The 22326-nt window shown below is 68.1% G+C and carries 12 protein-coding genes; 8 read left to right on the forward strand and 4 right to left on the reverse strand.

Annotated features, from left to right (window positions below; translation table 11 throughout):
- The first annotated feature begins 2 nt into the window (after nt 1–2).
- On the forward strand, nt 3–548 hold the full coding sequence (locus C475_RS12155; protein WP_006884134.1) for a hypothetical protein: 546 nt from the start codon (nt 3–5) through the stop codon (nt 546–548).
- A gap of 41 nt (nt 549–589) precedes the next feature.
- Here C475_RS12155 and C475_RS12160 read toward each other — a convergent pair whose 3' ends face one another.
- On the reverse strand, nt 590–3658 hold the full coding sequence (locus tag C475_RS12160; protein ID WP_006884135.1) for an FAD-binding and (Fe-S)-binding domain-containing protein: 3069 nt from the start codon (nt 3656–3658) through the stop codon (nt 590–592).
- Nucleotides 3659–3670: 12 nt separating this feature from the next.
- Nucleotides 3671–5401 (reverse strand): L-lactate permease, encoded by a 1731-nt coding sequence (locus tag C475_RS12165; protein WP_006884136.1) that lies wholly within the window; start codon nt 5399–5401, stop codon nt 3671–3673.
- A 722-nt stretch (nt 5402–6123) separates the two neighbouring features.
- On the opposite strand from C475_RS12165, the gene C475_RS12170 reads away from it, so the two are divergent.
- The 5 genes from C475_RS12170 (at nt 6124) to C475_RS12190 (ending at nt 13774) form a co-directional block, all read left to right on the forward strand.
- Complete coding sequence (locus tag C475_RS12170; RefSeq protein ID WP_006884137.1) at nt 6124–7791, forward strand: type II/IV secretion system ATPase subunit; 1668 nt, start codon at nt 6124–6126, stop codon at nt 7789–7791.
- On the forward strand, nt 7788–10337 hold the full coding sequence (locus tag C475_RS12175) for a type II secretion system F family protein (protein ID WP_006884138.1): 2550 nt from the start codon (nt 7788–7790) through the stop codon (nt 10335–10337). Before C475_RS12170 ends, C475_RS12175 begins: the two co-directional genes overlap by 4 nt.
- A 27-nt stretch (nt 10338–10364) precedes the next feature.
- Nucleotides 10365–12047, forward strand: coding sequence for an ATP-dependent DNA ligase LigA (ligA, locus tag C475_RS12180; RefSeq protein ID WP_006884139.1), 1683 nt, complete (start codon nt 10365–10367; stop codon nt 12045–12047).
- Between the two features lie 71 nt (nt 12048–12118).
- Nucleotides 12119–12865: an MBL fold metallo-hydrolase gene (locus tag C475_RS12185; RefSeq protein ID WP_006884140.1), complete on the forward strand. Its 747-nt coding sequence runs from the start codon at nt 12119–12121 to the stop codon at nt 12863–12865.
- 168 nt (nt 12866–13033) lie between these two features.
- The gene (locus C475_RS12190) at nt 13034–13774 is read left to right on the forward strand and encodes a CPBP family intramembrane glutamic endopeptidase (RefSeq protein ID WP_204366166.1); all 741 of its coding nucleotides are present in this window, start codon (nt 13034–13036) and stop codon (nt 13772–13774) included.
- Nucleotides 13775–13818: 44 nt separating this feature from the next.
- Here C475_RS12190 and C475_RS12195 read toward each other — a convergent pair whose 3' ends face one another.
- Nucleotides 13819–14910, reverse strand: a complete 1092-nt coding sequence (locus C475_RS12195) for a DNA topoisomerase IV subunit A (protein WP_006884142.1) — start codon at nt 14908–14910, stop codon at nt 13819–13821.
- A gap of 28 nt (nt 14911–14938) precedes the next feature.
- Nucleotides 14939–17377 (reverse strand): DNA topoisomerase VI subunit B, encoded by a 2439-nt coding sequence (locus C475_RS12200; RefSeq protein WP_006884143.1) that lies wholly within the window; start codon nt 17375–17377, stop codon nt 14939–14941.
- A 225-nt stretch (nt 17378–17602) separates the two neighbouring features.
- Here C475_RS12200 and gyrB point away from each other — a divergent pair, with 225 nt between their 5' ends.
- Complete coding sequence (gene gyrB, locus C475_RS12205; protein WP_006884144.1) at nt 17603–19519, forward strand: DNA topoisomerase (ATP-hydrolyzing) subunit B; 1917 nt, start codon at nt 17603–17605, stop codon at nt 19517–19519.
- Nucleotides 19520–19631: 112 nt separating this feature from the next.
- A complete protein-coding gene (gene gyrA / locus C475_RS12210) occupies nt 19632–22196 on the forward strand; it encodes a DNA gyrase subunit A (RefSeq protein WP_049930524.1) in 2565 nt (854 codons plus the stop codon).
- Nucleotides 22197–22326: the final 130 nt, after the last annotated feature.

The following is a 22326-nucleotide window of genomic DNA, read 5'->3' on the forward strand; positions in this document are numbered from 1 at the left end:
CCATGTCGAGTTCGCCCGCCGACGCCGATTCCGACGCGTCACCGTCCGACGACACAGACCCACCCGACGACAAAGACGTCGCCGTCCACGTGCACGTCCACCTCGCGGTGACCGGCGCGTTCCCGCTCCGCGTGGCCGACCTCCTGTTCACCGACGAGGCCGTCGTGATCCCCGAGTACGAACACCTCACGCCGCTGTTCGGGATCGCCCGCTCGGGCGTCGACACCGCCGGCGAGCGCGCTCGCGACCGGTACCGCGACGCGGGAATCGCGGGGCTCGTCGACCCGGCGGAGCGAGTTCACCGGCTGCCCCACGACGAAGTCGCGGCCGTCCGGCTCTATCACAGCAGGGTCGGCCGTCCGAAACTGGCGGTCGTCGCGGACTCCGGGCCGCCGTACGCCTACCGGATTCACGCCCCGGTCGACGTCGACAGTCTCGCGAGTGCGCTCGAATCGCTCGGAGACCGTCGCGGGTTCGACGTCGAACGCCGCGCGAAGATCGGGTACAGCCCCGTCGCGAGCCTCCGACGGTTCGTGGCCGGACGGTGACCGGGCAGATCCGTGTGGCTCCGTTCCGCGACAGCCTGCTGCTACAGCGCCGCGGCGAGTTTCTCGACCGGGTGCGGTGGCTCGCTCTCGCCGTCGCCGTAGGGGACGAGCTGTGAGCGACAGGACGCGCCGGGAGCGACCGGACGGTCGGCCGGCGAGTCGTCGAGCTGGTCGAAGAGGACCTCCGCGATCGACTCGCTCATCGAACGGTGCTCGGCCTCGTAGCCGAAGGAGCCGGCCATGCCACAGCAGCCCGAATCGAGCGGGTCGACCTCGTAGCCCGCCCGGCGGAGGACGCCGACAGCGTGGTGGTCTTTCCGGGTGGCCTTCTGCTGGCAGTGGCCGTGATAGGCCAGCGACTCCCCGGGCGCGTCGAACCCGACGCCGCGGTCGAGACCGTGGACGTCGAGGTACTCACAGACCCCGTAGGTGTTGGCGGCCACCGTCTCGACGTCGCTGCCGCCGAGCAGGTCGGGATAATCGAGCTGGTACATCACCGCGTCCGAGGGTTCGACGGTCACGACGTCCCACCCCGCTTCGGCCCGCGGGGCGAGCGCGTCGACGTTCGCCTCGGCAGTCGATCGGGCCTGGTCCAGCATGGCCTTCGAGAACGCCGGCCGGCCGCTCGTCCCGACCGCTTCCGGGATCCGGACGTGTACGCCGGCCGCTTCGAGGACGTCCATCGCGGCCACGCCCACCGCCGGGTGACTGTAGTTCGTGTACGGGTCCGCCAACAGCAGCGTCTTTCGTTCGGCCTCGTCGGCACCGACGGCGGCCGTCCGGTCGGCGACCCGCTTGCGGAACGTGTCGCGGTGGAACGCCGGGAGGTCCGGTTCGCGCGCGATGCCCAGCGTCTTCTCCGCGATCCAGTCCGCCCCCGGGAGGGCAGTCGCCCAGTTGGAGACGGGCGCGAACGCGCTTCCGAGGCCCAGCATGGTCTCGACGTTCGCGAACACGCGGTCGCGTAGCGAGACGCCCTCGCGCTGGTGATACTCGTGGCCGACCTCGGCTTTGAGCTTGGCCATGTCGACGCCGCTGGGGCAGTCGTTGCGACAGCCCTTGCAGCCGATACACAGGTCCATCACCTCGGCGGCGAACTCCTCGCTGAAGACGTCCTCCGGGAGGTCGCCGCTCATGGCCGCCCGGAGCATGTTCGCCCGGCCTCGCGTGCTCGTCACCTCCTCCTCGGCGGCCCGGTAGGTCGGACACATCACCCCGCCGGTGGTCTCCTGGTGACCCGTACAGCCCGCACAGCCGTGACAGAGTTCGACCATGCCCTGGAACCCGTTCTCGTTGTCCCACTCGAGGACCGGGTCGAAGTCGGCGTCGAAGCCGTAGTCGGGGTCGTATCGCAGGTTCTCCGTGGGTTCGACCTCGCCGCAGACGTTGCCGGGGTTGAGCAGCCAGTCCGGGTCGAACGCCGTCTTCAGGTCGCGGAATCGCCCCCAGAGGTCCTCCCCGTAGAGTTTGCGGTTCCACTTCGTCCTGGCTTTGCCGTCGCCGTGCTCGCCGGAGACCGACCCGCCGTACTCGACGACGAGGTCGGTGATGCGCTCGGCGAGTTCGTTCATCTGCTCGACGCCGCGCTCGGTCTTGAGATTCAGGAGCGGGCGGATGTGCAACACGCCGGGGCCGGCGTGGGCGTAGTAGGCCGCGAACGTGTCGTATTCGTCGAGGATCGCCTGGATGTCGGCGACGTACTCCGGGAGGTTCGCCGCCGGGACGGCCGTGTCCTCGACGAACGGCCAGTGTTTCTCGTCGCCGGTCCGCGAGAGCAAGATCGGCAGCCCGGCCTTGCGCATCTTCCAGAACTCCGCCTGCCGGTCGGCGTCGTAGGCCTCCAGAGCGTCGACGGCGTTGACCGGTTCGTCGGTCGTCTCGGCCGCCCCGTCTCGGGGGTTCTCGACCGCTTCGTAACTCGGGAGGCGGTCGGCCAACAGGTCCGCGACCTTCCGTCTGGCCTGTTGGTCCGACGCCGCGTAGAACTCGACCAGCAGCGTCGAGTCGGTCTCCTGGGGAAGGGTCTCGACGAGGTCTGCGAACTCCCCGGTGTCCCGTGCGAGGTCGAGGAACACGTCGTCCATGACTTCTACCGCGGACGGGTCGTGTTCGAGGATGGGCGCGACGTCGCGCATCGCGGGGAGCACGCCGTCGTAGGTCAGCATGACGACCGACGTCGTCTCCGGGACCGGTTCGAGCGAGACCTCGGCCGCCGTGACGATGGCGAGGGTGCCCTCGCTCCCGGCGAGGAGCCGACCGACGTTGACCTGCCCGCGCTCGCGGGCGTCGGCGACGAGTCGGTCCAGGTTGTACCCCGAAACGTTCCGCGTCAGGTCGGGATAGCGGGCTTCGATCTCGTCGGCGTCCTCCGCCAGGATCCGCCGCACCTCGGCGTAGATCCGGGCTTCGAGGTCGGGGTCGTCACTGGCGCTGTCTCCGTCGCTCGCGGCGCCCGCCGCCAGGTCGTCGAGTTCGTCGACGTCGACCCAGCCGAACGTGGTGACGGTGCCGTCCGCGAGGACCGCTTCGACGGACTCGACGTAGCCGTCCGCCTTCTCGTATTTCAGCGAGTGGGCGCCGGTGGAGTTGTTTCCGATGCACCCACCGAGGACGCTCTTGTCGCCCCACGCCGGGTCGGGAGCGTATTTCAGCCCGTGGGGGCGCAGGGAGTCGTTGAGGGTCGCGAGCGTGATGCCGGCCTGCGCGCGGGCGGTCCGCGCCTCGGGGTCCACGTCGAGGAACGCGTCCATGTGGCGTTTGAAGTCGAGGACGACGGCCTCGTTGACGGCCTGTCCCGCCAGCGAGGTGCCGCCGCCGCGGGGTAAGACGGGGATCTCGTGGTCGGCACAGTAGCGCATCACCGCGGCGACGTCCTCCGTCGAGGCGGGTGCGACGACGCCGATGGGCAGTTGCTGGTAGACGCTGGCGTCGGTCGCGTAGAGCTGTCTGCTGTACGTGTCGAACTTGACGTCCCCGTCCACGCGACTCTCCAGTGCGCTCACGAGGTTGGGCCGTTCGGAGCCGTCACCGGCGTGGTCGTAGTCCGCGCGCGGGTCCATCGCCGGGTCGGGGTCGGCGTCGGTCGGGGGCTGTGGGGAGTTCCGGGTCATCGTGTTCGAGTGTCAGAACGCCCCCGGTGCGACGACGTACCCGAACAGCAGCGTCAGTAGGCCGGTAGCCGCCGCGTAGTAGGCCAGCGGTATCAGTTCGAGCCGGATCACCCGTCCCTCCTCGCCGACGAGGCCGACGACCGCCAGCGCGGCGACGACGTTGTGGATGGCGACGAGGTTGCCGATGGCCCCGCCGACGGCCTGGGCGCCGACGACGACCTGGGTCGGGACGCCGATGTTCTGTGCGGCGTTGAACTGGAAGGTGCCGAACAGGATGTCGCTGACCGTGTTCGACCCGGCGATGAACGCGCCAAAGGCGCCGACCATCGAGGCGAAAAACGGGTACGCCCCGCCGGCGACGTTGGCCGTCAGGTCCGACAGGATGACGAGCATACTGTCGAGGTCGCCGGCACGCCCGGAGTTTATCATGATCTGGACGGTCGCGACTGCGAACCACAGGGCGATGACGGCCGGCAGTATCTTCCGGAAGGTCTCGGACCAGGACTCGGCGATCGCCTCGCGGTCCATCGCGTGGAGGCCGTAGGTGGCCACGCTGACGACCACGAAGATCGCGCCCGGAAGGTAGAGCGTCCGGAACGACCCGGACACGCCCTGGATCCCGAGGATGTCGTTCCACGCGACGATGAGATTCGATTGCAGGAACGTCTGGAGGGGACTCCAGACCCGCGTGACGACGAGCAGGCCGGCCGTCAGGATGTACGGCAACCACGCCATCCCGAGCGACATATCGCGTTCGGGGGTCGCCTGTGCGGTGCCGCCGTCGGCCGCGACCGTCCGCCCGCCCGACGTGCTCTCGCCGGGTTCGATGTCGCCGACCCAGTGGTCGGGCCACCCCACGCGCGGTCCGAAGTCCCACTCCTCGTCGGGGAGCAGGTAGCCGGCCCGCAGGACGGCGGCGGTGACGAACAGCCCGACCATCGCCCCGAGGAGGGCCGGGAACGTCGGCCCCAGGAAGTACGCGGTCAGCCAGTACGGGATGGCGAAAGCCGCCCACGCGAACGTCGTGAGCGGGAGCACCTCCAGTGCCGGGCGGAGCGACCGCTCCTCGCCGAAAAAGCGGGTCATCATCGCGACACCGATGAACGGCAACACGATGCCGACGACCGCGTGGATCGACGCCGCCCAGAGGGCCACGTCGGCGACGTACTCCGTGACCGTCAGTCCCTGTGCCTGGATCCCGGACTCGATCGCCGCGTTCTGGCTGAACACCTCTTCCAGGCCGATGATGAGCGGGGTTCCGACGGCGCCGAACGTGATCGCCATCAGGTTCCCCGTGAGTGCGACGACGACGGCCGCCAGCGGCGGGAAGCCGAGTCCCACCAGGAGCGGGCCGACGATGGCCGCCGGCGTCCCGAACCCGGCGGCGCCCTCGATGAACGAGCCCATGAGGAACACGAGCAGGACGACCTGGACGCGCCTGTCGTCGCTGATCGACGAGAAGCCGTCGTTGATCACGTCGAACGCCCCGGACTGTTTCAGCGTGTACAGCAACAGGATCGCGCCGAAGACGATCCAGAGAATCTCCGTCGCGGTGAACACCCCGGCTATCGTCGCCGCACCGATGAGCTCCGGACTCATGTTCCAGCCGACGAACCCGACGACGACCGCGATCAGCCACGCAATCGGCATCGTCCGCGTCGCCGGCTGGTAGAGCATGACCATCAGGACCGTGATCGCGACCAGCGGCGCGAGTGCCATCGCCACCAGCGTCGCGTCAACCATGGCACTCACCCGCCCTCAGACGCCACGACGCCCGCGTTCCTGGCGCGCTCGATCCGGTGCCAGTCCACCAGCCTATCCGATTTCCGTGCCTGTCTGAGTCTGGCATGGCTCGAACATCATACGGGCAGTATTTATAATTATTGTTGGTTCTATACCGTCGGGAACACGGTCCGCGCAGGCCCCGGACCGAATCGGCGGACCGAGTGATCGGGGATTACAGGGGCATTCACTGCGTTTTCTGGGGCCATCCTGAATGCTGTCGGGATCCGAGCGGTGCCGCCGATCGAGTACGGTGGCGGTCGTTCATTCGACTGCATGGGGTAGTACACGAGTTTACGTCCGGTTCACACCTGTGTACCGGTCACCGCACGACTCGTCCGCGGAACCTCGACGCGGAAATCGACGGACGGAGTGGCCGACTCCTCGCACTGGTCGGTGTCGCGATGGGCGAGTCCGCGCCGACCGCCTCGTGTGGCTGACCGGTGCCCCAGCGCGCGGATCGCGGCGCCGAACCCGACTGCCGGAACGGCGACAGGACGAGCGTCCGGGGGCGTCGGTGAGTACGCCCGCCTGCAACCCTGCAGGCAGTGGAGGCGACGACGAACCTACCGACAACCGTGAGACCCAGAGCGAATTTCAGCGATGATTCCTGAGGGTTCGAGTTTAAATACGTGGGTCGGAAATTTAGTCCAACGAGAGGCCGCGACGGCCGGGTGAGACACATGGCAGGCGAGAAAACGGAGAGCAATGCTCTGGGTTCGTTCCAGCAGTGGCTCTCGCGGGCGGCCGGCGCGCTCACGGGCTCGCGGATCCACGTCCCGGACTACGACCCCGCTCGCCACGGCCGGCTGGTCGCCGACGACCCGCCGGCCGGCGGTCGCGAGGTCGACCGCTACTGGCTCAACGCCCCCTTCGCGTACGTCTCGATCGCCTACGACGACGAGGAGAACGAACACCGCTACCGCGTCGTCGAACCGACCCTGGACGAGACCGAGCGCGACCTCCTCCATCGCGTGTTCGACGACATCCGCGACCCGCTCCTCTATCGCGACGACGTGAGCGAGGACCCCGCCGACGCCCTGCGCGAGGAACTCCGTCAGCGCCTCGAAGAGTACGGCGTCGACGTGGCGACCGAGACGTTCTACCGCCTGTACTACTATCTGCACCGCTCGTTTCTGGGCTACGGCAAACTCGACCCCATCATGCACGACTCCCGCGTCGAAGACATCTCCTGCGACGGCGCCGGCCTCCCCGTGTTCGTCTACCACGAGGACTACACCGACGTGGAGTCGACCGTCGTCTTCGAGCGCGACGAACTCGACGACTACGTCATCCAGCTCGCCCAGCGCTCGGGCCGCCACGTCAGCGTCTCCGACCCCGTCGTCTCGACGACGCTGCCCGACGGCTCCCGTATCGAGCTGGCGCTCGGCGAGGAGGTCACCCCGCGAGGGTCGGCCTTTACGATCCGGAAGTACGCCGAGGAGCCGTTCACCCCGGTCGACCTGATGAACTACGGCACCTACGACGACCGGATGTTAGCCTTCCTCTGGCTCTGCATCGAGAACAACAAGAGCCTCATCTTCGCCGGCGGGACGGCGGCCGGCAAGACCACCTCCATGAACGCCGTCTCGATGTTCATCCCGCCGCGGTCGAAGGTGATCACCATCGAGGACACCCGGGAGCTGTCGCTGTATCACGAGAACTGGCTGTCGTCGGTCACGCGCGAGCGCATGGGCGACGGCGACATCACGATGTACGACCTGCTGCGCTCGTCGCTACGCCACCGCCCCGAGTACATCGTCGTCGGCGAGGTCCGTGGCGAGGAGGCGATCACCCTGTTCCAGGCCATGAACACCGGACACACGACTTTCTCGACGCTGCACGCCGACTCCGTGCAGACGGTCATCAACCGCCTGGAGAACGAGCCGATCAACGTCCCGCGACCGATGGTGCAGTCGCTGGACGTGCTGAGCGTCCAGGTCCTGACGCGCTCGGGCGGCGAGCGCGTCCGGCGCGCCCGGACCATCGCCGAGATCGAGGGCATCGACCAGCGGACGGGCGAACTCGACTACTCGAACACCTACAACTGGGACGGCACCGGCGACACCTTCACCCGTAACAACAGCGAACTCCTCGACGAGATCCGCGAGGAACAGGGCTGGACCCGCGCCGAGTTGCTCCGCGAGCTGCGCAACCGGCGGCGGTTCCTGACCTACCTCCAGGAGAACGACATCACCGACTTCCGCCGGTTCACGGCGATGGTGAACAAGTATTACTCCGACCCCGAGGAGGTCGTCGACATGATCGACGAGGCCGACGTGACCGTCGAGGACGGGGGCGACCCGGCGGTCGGTGACGGGACCGAACCGTCGGTCGACGACCAGCCATGAGTTCGGTTCTCGGGCTCGCGCCGCTGCTCGTCGCGCTGGCGCTGGCGGCGCTGATACCGCTGTCGTCGCTCCACGCCGGGCTCGACACCCTGGCCACTCGGACGGCGAGACGCTACTTCGGCCGGTACGTCCCCGAGGAGGCGCCCGACCGGCGGAACCGGCTCAAGGAGGCGTACGTCGACCAGACCTATCGCGCGTACGCCGCCGAGACCTACCTCGTGACGGTCGTCGCCGCGCTGGCCGGCGCCATCGTCGGCGTGTACGTCTTCGGCGGCGTCCTGCTCGTGCTCCCGGCGGTCGGTGAGTTCATCCAGGCGCTGCCCAGCTCCATCGCCAACACGCTCGGCCGGCCGGAACTGGAACCGGAGCTGACTCCGAACCAGGTGTTCGCCGTGCTGACGGCCGGCGGTGCTGTCTCCGGGCTCGTCGTCGCCGGGTTCACCTACTGGTATCGCTGGCAGAGCCCGCAGAGTCACGCCGAGGTCCGACGCCGCGGCATCAACGAGGGGTTGCCGCGGACGGTCGCGTTCGTCTACGCCCTCTCGCGGGGCGGCATGTCGACCCCGGGCGTGATGCGGACGCTCGCGGACAATCGCGACGTGTACGGCCACGGCGCCGACGAGATCTCCGTCGCGGTCCGCGAGATGGACCTGTTCGGCCGGGACATCATCACCGCCGTCCGCAACGTCTCGAAGCGGACGCCCAGCGAGCAGTTCAAGACCTTCAGCGAGAACCTCGCGAGCGTCCTCCAGAGCGGCCAGCGGCTCCCCGGGTTCCTGCGCGACCAGTACGAACGCTACCAGGAGGAGGCCGTCGACCGCCAGGAGGACATCCTCGAACTGCTGTCGACCATCGCCGAGGCCTACGTCACCGTCCTCGTCGCCGGCACGCTGTTCCTGATGACGATCCTGCTCGTCTTCGGGCTGACGACGACCCAGACGATCAACTTCCTGCGGCTGCTCGCCTACGTGATGATCCCGCTGGCTAACGTCCTGTTCGTGATCTACCTCGCGGGGAAGCTCGACCTGCTCGGCGTCGCGAGCGGCAGCGAGACGGGGGCGCTGGCCGAGTCGATACGCGGGCGCTCGGGGCTCCCCGGAGCGGCCCCGGACGCGGCCGACGGGGCGACCGCCGGCGAGGACGCCGACGCGCCCGTGGCCGACGGCGGCTACACGGCGTCTGCGACCCTCCGCGAGCAGCTCGCGGTGTACGACTCCCTGCGCCGCGTCCGGTCGCTGGTCGACCGGCCGTTTCAGGGGCTCATGCGGCGGCCGACGGCGATCCTCTACGTCACCGTCCCGGTGGCACTGGTGTCGATCGCCCTCCGGGCGCCGGGCGCGATCACCGCCAACGGCGTTCAGGCCCGTGCCCTCGACGACGTGCTGATCCAGGCGGTGTTGGTCGTGATCGGCTCGTTCGCGGTCGTCTGGGAGATATACACCCGGCGTATCCGCCGGATGGAGGCGGCGCTCCCGGAGCTGCTCGAACGGCTCGCGAGCCTCAACGACGCGGGGATGTCCGTCGTCGAGGGGTTCGAGCGCGTCCGCGAGAGCGACCTGGGCGTCCTCTCGGTCGAGGTCGACCGGATCTGCCGGGACCTGACCTACGGGGCGAACGTCGACGACGCCCTGCGCCGGTTCGGCCTCCGCGTCCGCACGACGGCGACGACCCGCGTCGTCACGCTCCTCACCAACGCCCTCCGGGCGAGCGGCGAACTCGCGCCGGTCCTGCGGATCGCCGGCGAGCAGGCGGCCTCGGAGCTCAAACTCCGTCGCAAGCGCCGCCAGCAGATGTTCACCTACCTCGTCGTCATCTACATCTCCTTCGCGGTGTTCCTCGTCATCATCGTCGCCGTCCAGGAGGTGCTCGTGCCGAGCCTCCCGAACAACGTCCCGACGCCCGAGAACAGCAACCGGCTCGCGGTCAACGTCGAGTCGTTCGCCCGCTTCGGCCAGGTGAACAAGGCCGCCTACACGCTCGTCTTCTTCCACACGGCCATCGTCCAGGCGGTCCTCTCTGGATTCATCGCCGGCCAGCTCGGTGAGGGGTCGCTCAAACACGGCGCCAAGCACGCCGCGATCATGCTCGCCGTCGCCTACGGCGCCTTCCTGCTGCTGTCCTCGCCGGTCGCGCAGGTCACCTTCGACGACCAGACGATGACCGGCGAGACCGTCACCGTCGACTCCGTCTCGCTCTCGGAGGGCGGCTACGTCACCGTCCGGGCGCGGACGGCCGACGGTGAGATCGTCGGCCACAGCGAGTACCTGGCCGCCGGCTCCCACGAGGGGATCCGGATACGCCTCGAATCGGCATACAGCGAGGAGATGGAGCTGTACGCGGTGCCCCATCTCGACACCGACGGCGACGAGCGCTTCGGCTACACCGGCGGCTCGGTCGACCGAACCTATCCGACCGAGCGGACGCGGATCTACGACGTGGCGCAGGTCCTCCGGTCGGACCGGGGCGGGAGCCAGTCGCTCCGGGGCCTCCTCGCGGGCTCGCTCCCGGCGGGCGGGTCGGTCTCGCCCGGGGTCGGCAGCTTTTAGACCGGCGGGGGACCTACCGACGAGGCGATGGAGCTGGCCGCCTTCGCCGAGCGAGCCCGGGAAATCGAAGCCGAGAGCGCCGACACCGCCATCGTCGAGGGGGTGACCGACTTGCTGGATGCGGCGGGCGCGGATCTACCCGTCGTCGCCCGGTACGTTCAGGGACGGGTGTTCCCCGCCCACGACTCGACGAAACTGGACATCGGCCCGGCGCTGTGCTACGAGGCCATCGCGAAGGCGGCCGGCCGGAACGTCACTGTCGACGACGTGGAGGACCGGGTCGCCGACGTGGGCGACGTGGGCGCGGTCGCTTCGAGCTACGACTTCGGCGGCCAGCAGGGGCTCGCTGCGTTCGGCGCGGGCGCCGGAGCGGGAGACGGAGACGGCGGCGACGGGCTGACCGTCGCCGAGGTCGACGCCGAGTTGCGCGATCTGGCCGCGGCAGACGGGTCGGGCAGCCACGACACCAAGCGGGACATCCTGTTCGGGCTGTTCAACCGGGCGGGGGACGACGAGGCGCGGTATCTCGCCCGGCTCGTCCTCTCGGAGATGCGCATCGGCGTCGGCGACGGGACGGTCCGGGACGCGATCGCCGAGGCGTTCGACGTGCCGGTCGAGGCGGTCGAGCGAGCGCTGCAGGTCACCAACGACCACGGCGAGGTGGCGCTCGTCGCCCGCGACGAGGGGATCGACGGCCTCGAATCGCTCGGGCTCGAAGTCGGCCGGCCGGTCGGCGCGATGCTCGCCCAGGCCGGAACGGTCAGCGACGCACTGGACGAGTGGGAGTCCGTTGCCGTCGAGACCAAGTTCGACGGTGCGAGAGTCCAGGTGCATCACGACGGCGAGGAGACGGCCCTCTTTTCGCGGAACATGGAGGACGTGACCGACCCGCTCCCGGAGGTCGTCGCGTTCGTCGCGGACGCCCTCGACGGGCCCGCGATACTGGACGGCGAGGTCGTGGCGGTCGCCGACGACGGCTCGCCCCTCCCGTTTCAGGAGATCCTCCGGCGGTTCCGGCGGAAACACGACGTGGCGAAGGCCCGCGAGGACGTGACCGTCGAGTTCCGAGCGTTCGACTGCCTCCACGCCGACGGCGACGACCTGCTCGACGAGCCGCTGACCGAGCGCCACGACCGCCTGGCCGACGCACTCGGCGATGCCGGCGCCGGGGCGCTGTCGGCCCTGACCGTCACCGAGGACGCCGAGGAGATCGCCGATATCGAGGCCGAGGCGCTCGATGCGGACCACGAGGGGATCATGCTGAAAAACCCCGAATCGGCCTACACGCCGGGTCGGCGCGGCAAGCAGTGGCTCAAGCGCAAACCCGACGTGGAGACGCTCGATCTGGTCGTGACCGGCGCCGAGTGGGGCGAAGGACGCCGCGCCGAGTTGTTGGGCACCTTCGAGGTCGCCGCGCCCACCGACGGCGGGTTCGCCCCGCTCGGCAAGGTCGCCACCGGGATCACCGACGAGGAACTGGCGGGTCTGACCGACCTGCTCGAACCGCACGTCCTGCGCGAGGACGGCGCGGACGTGGACGTCGAGCCCGCGGTCGTCTTCGAGGTGGGCTACGAGGAGATCCAGGCCTCGCCCACCTATGGGGCTGGCTACGCGCTGCGGTTTCCCCGCTTTCTCGGCGTCCGCGACGATATCGACCCCACCGACGCGGACTCGCTGGAACGGGTCGAGCGGCTGGCCGACCAGCAGTGACGGGCCGCTCAGATGCGGAAGGGGCCACCTGAAGCCGAACGCTTAACCGCGTCTCGGGGGAATTCGGAGGTATGACTGTCCGACACGACGGCCTGACCGTCGACTGGCTCGGCTACGCGACGCTGCGCATCGAGAGCGACGACACCGTCGTCTACCTCGACCCCGGCCGCTACGGCACGCTGACCGGCGAGTGGGAGCCCGACACGCCCGGCGTCGGCCACCCGCCCGGCCAGGACTACCGCGCCGAGGACGCCGACGTGGTCTGTGTCACGCACATCCACCACTACGACAGCGACGGCGTCGACCGCGTCTCGAACGACGACACCACCGTCGTCGCCTTCGAGGGCATCGACGTGGGAGACACCGACCGTGAACTGACGCCGGTCGAGGATCTGCCCTACGAGGTCGTCGAGGTGGGGATGGAAGACGAACTCGTCGTCGGCGACGTGCCCATCATGACGGTCCCTGCCTACAACGACCCCGACGGGAAGAACGTCGACGCGGACGGCGACCCCATCCACCCGAAGGGGATCGGCTGTGGGTTCGTCGTCACCATCGACGACACGAACGTCTTCTGGACGGGCGACTCGGACGCGCTGGACGGCCACGAGGCGCTGGACGTGTCGCTGTTCGTCCCCTCGATCGCTCAGTCGTTCACGATGGACCGCCACGACGCCGCGGACCTGGCCGGAGCGATGGACCCGGACCTGGTGCTGCCGATCCACTACAACACCTTCGAGGCGCTCGAAGCCGACAGCGGTGCCTTCGCCGAGGACGTGGCGAAGCGCGGCGTTCCGGTCGTCCTCGACGAGACCTGACGGGGCACCCGTGACGGTCGGACGGGCACGGCGGTGCCGGCGATAGGTGTCGAACACCGGTTTCGACGCTCGGCCCGGCCGAACCGCGGCGGCTCGGCGGCCGAAACGACCGACCGGAGCGAATCCTTATCCGGTGACCGGTCGAACGGGACCTCTGGTGACACGACAGTGGGCATTCTGACGGACGAGACGGAGGCGAGTGGCGACGCGGGCGGCCGAACGAGCCCGGCACGCGCGGTCGGGTTCGCCGTCCTCCTGACGGTCGCGTCGTTCCTCGTGACCCTCGCCGCGGGCATCGCCTTCCTGATACCGCTGTTCATCTTGGAGGTGAACGTCGAGAGCACGCCCGCGTTCGTCGGGTTGACGGCCGTAGGGCAGGTCGGATTCCTCGCGTTCGGGTACGCTGTGGCCCGGTACCGCGGCATGTCGATCCCGATAGCGGTCCCGTCGCTCCGCCAGGTCGGGTACGCGGCCGCCGCCACGGTCGCCGCGCTGGCGAGCGCCGTCGGCCTGTCGGTCGTCCTCGCGGCGCTGGACCTGGTCCCCGGCTCGGTCATCGAGGACGCCGCGCTCACCGATCCGACGCTGCTGCTGTGGCTCGGCTTCCTCTCGATCGTCCTGGTCGCACCCGCCGAGGAGTTCCTCTTCCGCGGCGTCGTCCAGGGCACGCTCCGGGAGGCGTTCGGCCCCGTCGGCGCGGTCGCCGGCGCCAGCCTCCTGTTCGGCTCGCTCCACCTCGCCAACTACACCGGGACTCCGAGCGCTGTCGTCACCGGCGCACTCCTGATCGCGGCGACCGGCGCGGTGCTTGGCACCGTCTACGAACTGACGGACAACCTCGCCGTCCCGATCGCGGCCCACGCCCTCTACAACGTCGTGCTGTTCGCCATCAGCTACCTGGCCGTCTGAGCGCCCGAAAAAGGGGTCGAAACGTGGGCGGTGTTCGGTCCCGATTAGAGCACGCCCATCTCGTCCAGTCGCTCGGGGAGGTAGGTGTCCGTGACGAAGTCCAGGCCGTAGGAGGCCAGGCTCTGCTGTTCGGACTTCTTGTCGATCTCGAGTTGCAGTTCGATCTGCTCTTCCCAGTAGTCGGTCTGGAAGCGCGGGTCCTCCAGTTCGCTCTCCAGGGCGTTCACGTCCGAATCGGAGAGGGGGTCGGTCGGCAGGTCGTACTCCACGATGTCCTCGGGCTGGACGCCGATGAACTGCGCTTCGGGCGTCGCGAGGTACTCCGAGAGGTGCGCGCTCTTGATCGACCCGTAGGAGACCGAGCCGAAGATGCGGTAGGACCACGGGTCGCCGTCGGTGAAGACCGTGACCGGCAGGTCCAGTTCGTCGTGCAGTCGCTTGGTCAGCCGCCGGGTCGCCCGCGCGGGCTGGCCGCCGAGGTGGACGACCAGCGCGTCGTGCTCGTCGTCGAAGCCGTTCTCGACGAGGCGGTCGCGCATGCCACCGGTCTCGACGCAGAGGACGAACTCGGCGTCGTTGTCGAGGAACTCGATGGTGTCGGGGTTGTTCGGGATCTGGTAGCCGCCCTGGCCCACGTCGTCCTGGCAGTGGATCTCGCGGTCGCCGCGGTTGGTCTGTTCGCGCAGCAGCAGCGGGCCCATCACCTTCGCGCCGGACTCCTCCGGGCGCATGTGGAAGTCCTCGCGTTTGACCTCCGAGACGATCTCCAGGTCCTCGATGAGGTTGTTCGACTCGTCCTGGGAGCTGAACTGCGCCTCGTCCACGTCCCACGACTCGCTGAGGTAGTAGAGTTCACGCAGGGTCGACGAGCGGTCCTGGTCGAGCTGGCGGGCCAGGAAGTCGATGGTGTAGGTGGCCTTCAGCAGCTTCTCCGCACCGGAGATGGTCTTGGCGGTGCGGGTGCTCTCCCGGTCGCCGTACACCCAGACGTTCTTGTCCTCGTCGTACTCGATGTTGGACTTCGTCCGGGTCGGAATCCGCATCTTCGGCACGTCGCCGCCCTCGAACTGCTCGTAGAACTCCTCGGCGAGGTCGATCAGCTGTGCTCGCGCGTCCGCGTCTGTGTCCGTGCTCATTGGTATGTGTCCGTGTCTGCGCTCATTGTTACGCGTCGATCGTGACCCGCTCGTCTTCGATGCCCTCGACGGAGATGTCGAACTCCGCGTCGGCGCCCGCGTCGTACTCCAGGGCCGCCTCGTCGCCGGCCGACACCGACGTCGACCACTTGACGAACCACTCGCCGTCCATCTCGACGACGCTGGCGTCGCCGTTGGCCAGCACCGGCTCGCTCCCGGCGACGATGTCCGTTATCTCTACCTCGGCCGCCCGGTCGGAGTTGTTCTCGATCACCAGCCGGACGGTGTCGCCGTCGCGCTGGCGCTCGACTAGGACGTTGTTCATGATACGGGCGAGCGTGTCGTCGATGTCCAGCTCGTCGTTGTCGGTGACCGCCGAGAGCTTCTCGGCCATCTCCGGCAGGATCGTCGCGAGTTTGTCCTGCTTCTCCCGGCGCTGTTGCATCGACCGCCGCTTTTTCAGGAACGACTTCAGCTCGCGGGCCGCCTCGCGCATCGCGAGTTCGATCTCCGACTCCAGCTCGGGGACGTTCGCGACGGCGTCCTTCGACTCGCTGGTGAAGGGCACGTTCGTCGAGGCGACGTGGACCATGATGACGACCGGACCGTTCGGGATGCCTGAACCGCCCGGCTGGTCGAGGTTGTAGTTGCGCCAGTTGATCTGCTTGACCACGTCCGTCGTCGCACAGGCGCCGCGCTGGTAGACGAGGGGAACGCGGTTGGCGAAGCGCATCACCTCGGCTTTGCCCTCCGCTTCCACGTCGCCGCCGTAGGCCAGGCCGGCCTCGACGATGAACGGGTCGCCGCCGTGGACGGAGGCGTCGCGGGTCGAGGCGGCGTAAAAGTCCGCGTCGTACTCCTTGCGCAGCCCCTCCTCGATGAGGTCCGACTCGATGGGCGAGAGGCAGTCGGTCGGCGGCGCGATGATGTCCGTCTCGCGCATGGCGTCGAGCAGTTCGCTCGACGCGTCGCGGTCGCCCGCGATCTCGGTCACGTTCGGCGGGTCGTCGGGGACGCCGCGGGCCCGCTCCCAGAGCGCCTCGACGACGTTCTCCCTGGCCGTCTCGCCGAAGGTCGCGTCGTCGTACTCCTCGGTGGCGTCGGCCGCTCGGCGGACGAACTCGCGGATCTCGTCGCGGGTCAAGCGGTGCCGGGGGTCGTCGCTGTCCCCGAACTTCGGGGCGAGCCGGTCGGCGATGCCCTGGACCGTCGCGTCGTCCTTCTGGGTGGTCGTCACCTCGTCGACGACGGCGTACAGATCCGAGCGGAGCTGTTCGTACTCATCGGCGTCCTCGTCGACGCCGACGGCGTCGCCCGCCCCGACGACGGCTCCCCAGCCCGCTTCACAGGCGTTCTCGCGGACCGTCGAACCGAACGTCACGTCGTGTTTGTCCTCGATGTCGTCGGCGACGTCGTCGACCAGGTCGACGAACTCGTGGTGGGCGACCCGGTCGTAGCCGTCCAGCGCGTCGGCGACGCGGTCTGCGAACTCGGCGGTCGCCTCGGCGCCCTTGTTCGCGACGGCCGCGTCGAGCGCGCGCGCCACGTCCGCCGGTTCGTGCGATTTGGGCGGCGTCCACGACATCTCGCGGCCGAAGTGACGGTCGCGGAAGTTGTCGATGACCGAGTCGGAGGTCTTGCCGCCGACGCGGGTGAACTCGTTCTGGAGGAACCCGGACACCGAGTAGGAGTCGGTGGCGTCGAGCATCTTGATCAGGGTCCCGAGTTCGACCCCGTGGGGGTGGGGGCGGATCTCCTCGGTCTCGGCGGGCAGCTGGTCGGTCACCCGCTCGTATTTCATGTGTTCGCTCGGCTCGCGCAGTTCGATGCGGGCGTGTGGGTTGACGACCGCGGTGTCTTTGATGTAGTCGTGGAGCTGGTTGCGGGCGCGCATGTTCGCCTCCATCTCCATCTCAATGCGCGTGCCGTGGGGTCGTTCCCAGGTCGTGGTCTCCTCGACGTCGATCTCCGGCTCGTTGGTGTCGGTGTCGATGATGAGCTCGAAGTACTCGGCGTCGGCCCCGCCCTTGGTACGGGAGGTGATCTTCGCGGGCTTGCCGGAGGTCAGTTGCGAGTACAGCACCGCCGCGGAGATCCCGATACCCTGCTGGCCGCGCGACTGCTCGCGGGCGTGAAAGCGCGACCCGTACAGCAGCTTCCCGAAGACCTTGGGGATCTGCTCTTTGGTGATCCCGGGGCCGTTGTCCTCGACGATGAGCCGGTAGTAGTCCCCGGCCTCCTGTATCTCGACGTAGATGTCGGGGGCGATACCCGCCTCTTCGCAGGCGTCCAGCGCGTTGTCGACCGCCTCTTTCACGGCGGTCACGAGCCCCCGGGCCCCGCTGTCGAACCCGAGCATGTGCTTGTTCTTCTCGAAGAACTCGGCGATGGAGATCGACCGCTGGCTCTCTGCCAGCTCCTCGGCGATCCCCTCACCCTCGCCGAGTTGCGACTGATACGATGTCATCCGTGAGCCCCCCTACTGCCGGGCGGCTTAAAAGGCGTTCGCCGCCGGGGTGAAAGTGAAACCGGTCGCTCCGGGCGGCCGGGACGCGGCCCGGTCGTGATCAGTCCCGTCCGGGCGAGACCGGCGACCGATCTCGCAGGCGAGCGGATCGCCCCGCCCGGCGTCCGCGCGAGCGCGCGTGCGAGAGCTTTAAGGGAGCCGGTGTACTACGGGGAGACAGATTCTATGTCACGGGAGCCTGAAGAGTACGGCGCACAGCAGATCCAGGCCCTTGAGGGGCTGGAGGCCGTGCGCAAACGCCCGGCGATGTACATCGGGTCCACGGACGACAGGGGGCTGCACCACCTGGTCTACGAGGTCGTGGACAACTCTATCGACGAGGCACTGGCCGGATACTGCGACAGCATCTCGGTTACCATCCACGACGACGGGTCCGTCTCGGTCTCCGACGACGGCCGGGGGATCCCGGTCGACACCCACGAGAAGTACGACAAGCCCGCCGTCGAGGTGGTGATGACCATCCTCCACGCGGGCGGGAAGTTCGACAACAAATCCTACCAGGTGTCGGGCGGACTCCACGGCGTCGGCGTCTCCGTCGTCAACGCCCTCTCCGAGCGCCTCGACGTGGAGGTCAAGCGCGACGGTGCCGTCTACCGCGAGTCCTTCGAGCAGGGCGCCCCACAGGACGGGCTCGAACGCGTCCGCGACATGGACGCCGACGAGGGGACGGGCACGACGATCCGCTTCTGGCCCGACACCGAGATCTTCGAGGCCGACGAGTACGACTACTCCACGCTCGAATCGCGCCTGCGCGAACTGGCCTTCCTCAACTCCGGCGTCGAGATCACGCTGACCGACGAGCGCGACGGCACCGCGGACACCTTCCGCTACGAGGGCGGTATCCGCGAGTTCGTCGAGTACCTCAACGAGACGAAAGAGCCGCTCCACCAGGAGGTCGTCTACTTCGAGGACGAGGACCAGGACATCCACGTCGAGGTGGCCCTGCAGGCGACGAACGAACTGCAGGGGTCGATCCACGCCTTCGCGAACAACATCAACACGCGCGAGGGCGGCACCCACCTCACGGGCTTCAAGACCGCGCTGACCCGCATCGTCAACGACTACGCCGAGGAGAACAGTCTGCTCGGCGAGATCGACGGGACCCTCAAGGGCGACGACATCCGCGAGGGGCTGACCGCCGTCATCTCCGTCAAACACCCCGACCCGCAGTTCGAGGGCCAGACCAAGACGAAGCTCGGCAACAGCGAGGTGCGGGGCATCGTCGAGTCGGCTGTCCACGACGGGCTCGGGACCTACTTCGAGGAGCACCCCGACACCGCCGAGGTCATCGTCCAGAAGGCCGTCGAGGCCGCCAAGGCGCGCAAGGCCGCCAAGAAGGCCAAGGAACTGACTCGCCGCAAGTCCGCGCTCGATTCGACGGCGCTCCCTGGGAAGCTCTCGGACTGCCAGACGCGCGACCCCGAGGACGCCGAACTGTTCATCACGGAGGGCGACTCCGCCGGCGGGTCGGCCAAACAGGGCCGCAACCCCGAGTTCCAGGCGATCCTCCCCATCCGCGGGAAGATCCTGAACGTCGAGAAACACCGTCTCGACCGCATCCTCGAGAACAACGAGATCCGCGCGATGATCACGGCCATCGGCACCGGGATCGGCGACGAGTTCGACATCGAGGAGGCCCGCTACGAGAAGATCGTGCTGATGACGGACGCCGACGTCGACGGCGCGCACATCCGGACGCTGCTGCTCACGTTCTTCTACCGCCACATGCGCCCGCTGCTGGAGGCGGGTTACGTCTACGCCGCCCAGCCGCCGCTGTACCGGGTCCGGTATCGCGGGGAGACCTACGACGCGATGAGCGACGAGGAACGCGACCGTATCGTCGAGGAGAAATGCGACGGTAACCCCACGCAGGTCCAGCGGTTCAAGGGCCTCGGCGAGATGAACCCCCAGCAGCTGTGGGACACGACGATGGATCCTCAACAGCGCATTCTCAAGCAGATCACCATCGAGGACGCCGCCGCGGCCGACAAGATGTTCTCCGTGCTGATGGGCGACGCCGTCGAACCCCGCAAGCAGTTCATCAAGGACCACGCGCCCGAGGCCGAATGGGTGGACATCTGATGGCGACGGACACGGACGAACGGGACCGAGCTACCCGGACTGACGGCCAGGCCGGGGCGAGGCCCGCTACGGCGATCACCACCACGACAAACACACAGGTGACACAGCGACAATGAGTTCAGACGTACCCGACTCAGACGTGACGCCGGCCGCCGAGGTCGACCGCGTCCGCGTCGAGAACGAGATGGAGCAGAGCTACATCGACTACGCGATGAGCGTCATCGCGGGCCGTGCCCTGCCGGACGTGCGCGACGGGCTCAAGCCCGTCCACCGGCGCATCCTCTACGCGATGCACGAGATGGGCGTGACGAGCAACACCTCCCACCGGAAGTGTTCCTCGATCGTCGGCGAGACGATGGGTGACTACCACCCCCACGGTGACAGCCCCATCTACGACACGCTCGTCCGGATGGCACAGGACTTCTCGATGCGCTACCCCCTGGTCGACGGCCAGGGGAACTTCGGTTCGATGGACGGTGACCCCGCGGCCGCCATGCGATACACGGAGGCCCGGATGGCCCCCATCGCCGAGGAGATGCTGGCGGACATCGAGAAGGACACCGTCGACTTCCAGTCCAACTACGACGACCGGCTGACTGAACCGGCGGTCCTGCCCGCGAAGGTGCCGAACCTGCTGATCAACGGCTCGTCGGGCATCGCGGTCGGCATGTCGACGAACATCCCGCCGCACAACTTCGGCGAGGTCGTCGACGCCGTCGTCAAGATCATCGACGAGCCCGACTGCGACGTGGACGACCTCGTCGACACGCGCGACAGCCGCGGCAACGGCACCGCCGGCCCGATCAAGGGGCCGGACTTCCCGACCGGCGGCACGATCGTCGGCCGCGAGGCGGTGTACTCCGCCTACGCGACCGGTCGTGGTCGCGTCACCGTCCGCGCGAAGTACGAACTCCAGCGCGAGGAGGGCCGGATCGTCCTCACGGAGATCCCCTTCCAGGAGAACAAGGCGCGGATGGTCGAGCGCATCGCCGAGGACGTCAACGAGGGGAAGATCGAGGGCGTCTCGGACCTGCGCGACGAATCGGACCGCAACGGCGTCCGGGTCGTCATCGACCTCAAGCGCGGCGCCAACATCGACGTGGTCGAGAACCAGCTGAAGAAACACCACTTCGAGTCCACCTTCGGCGTCATCAACCTCGCGCTGGTCGACGGCCAGCCCAAGGTCCTGACGCTCAAGGAGACCCTCGACGAGTACCTCGCCCACCGCAAGGAGGTCGTCCGGCGGCGCTCGCAGTACGAACTCGCCGAGGCAGAGGACCGCGCGCACATCCTCGACGGCCGATTGAAGGCGCTGAATCAGGTCGACGCCGTCGTCGACCTCATCCGTAACTCCGAGAACCGCGACGCGGCGAAGGCCGCCCTGCAGGGCGAAGTCGACCTCGACGAGCTGGACGCGGAGTTCGAACACCTCGACGCCCAGACGGCCTTCGACTTCTCCGGCGACCAGGCCGATCACATCGTCCGGATGCAGCTCGGCTCGCTCACGTCGATGGAGGCAGCGGAGATCGAGGACGAGTACGATGACCTCCAGGCCGAGATCGAACGCCTGGAGACGATCCTCGAAGACGAGAGCGAGCTCCTGGCGGTCATCAAGGAGGAGCTACAGGAGATGAAGGCCGAGTACGACGACGAGCGCCGGACGAACTTCGTCGAGAGCGACGAGATCACCAACGAGGACCTCATCCCCGAGGAGGACGTGGTCGTCGTCATCACCGAGGACGACTACATCAAGCGGATGCCCGTCGACCGCTTCGACCCCCAGGGTCGCGGCGGCAAGGGCATCATCGGGGCAGATCCCAAGGAGGGGGACCGGGTCTCGAAGGTCTTCCGGGCCAACACCCACGACTACTTGCTTTCGTTCACCAACCAGGGACAGGTCTACAAGCTCAAGACCTACGAGATCCCGGAGATGAGCCGGACGGCGCGCGGTAAATCGGCCGTGAATCTCATCGACCTCGACGACGGCGAGGAGATCACCGCCGTGGTCAACACGGACGACTTCGAGCCCGAGGAGTCCATCGCGATGGTCACTCGCGACGGCTACGTCAAGCGGACCAACGCCGAGGAGTTCGAGAACATCCTCTCGACGGGGATCATCGCCGCCGACCTGGAGGAGGGCGACGAACTCGTCGACGTGGAGGTGACCGACCGCACCAAAGACCTCGTCATCGCCACCGAACAGGGCATGACGATCCGCTTCGACGAGAGCGAGGCCCGCGAGATGGGCCGCAACGCCCGCGGCGTCGGCGGGATCGACCTCCAGGGCGACGACCACGTCGCCGGCATGGTCGCCACCGACGAGGACGACGACCGGTGTCTGCTGACGGTCACCCGCAACGGCTACGGCAAGCGCACCCCCCTCACGGAGTACCGACGGCAGTCCCGCTACGGGAAGGGACTCATCGACATCAAGACCGACGAGCGCAACGGGCCCGTCAGCACGGTCAAGGCCGTCCGCACCGACGACCACCTGATGATCATGAGCGAGCGCGGCCAGATCATGCGCATCCGCGCCGGCGACGTGAGCGAAGTCGGCCGGAACACGAAGGGTGTCGTGGTGATGAAGCTGGAAGACGGCGACCAGGTGGCGAGCGTCGACGTCGTTCCGGAGTCCGTCGAAGCGGCCGGTGACGACGACGCGGAAGACGAGCAGTAGCGCCGCTCACAACCCCCGATCCATTTTCGCCGTTCTCGCCGTCGAGCGCGACGCTCGCCCGTGAAAGGTCACAAGAACTTTGCCGTAGTCGGGCGGACTCCCGGACAGCACGGGGGAACCCGACGACTCA

It is taken from the genome of Halosimplex carlsbadense 2-9-1, from assembly GCF_000337455.1.
Taxonomy (GTDB): domain Archaea; phylum Halobacteriota; class Halobacteria; order Halobacteriales; family Haloarculaceae; genus Halosimplex; species Halosimplex carlsbadense.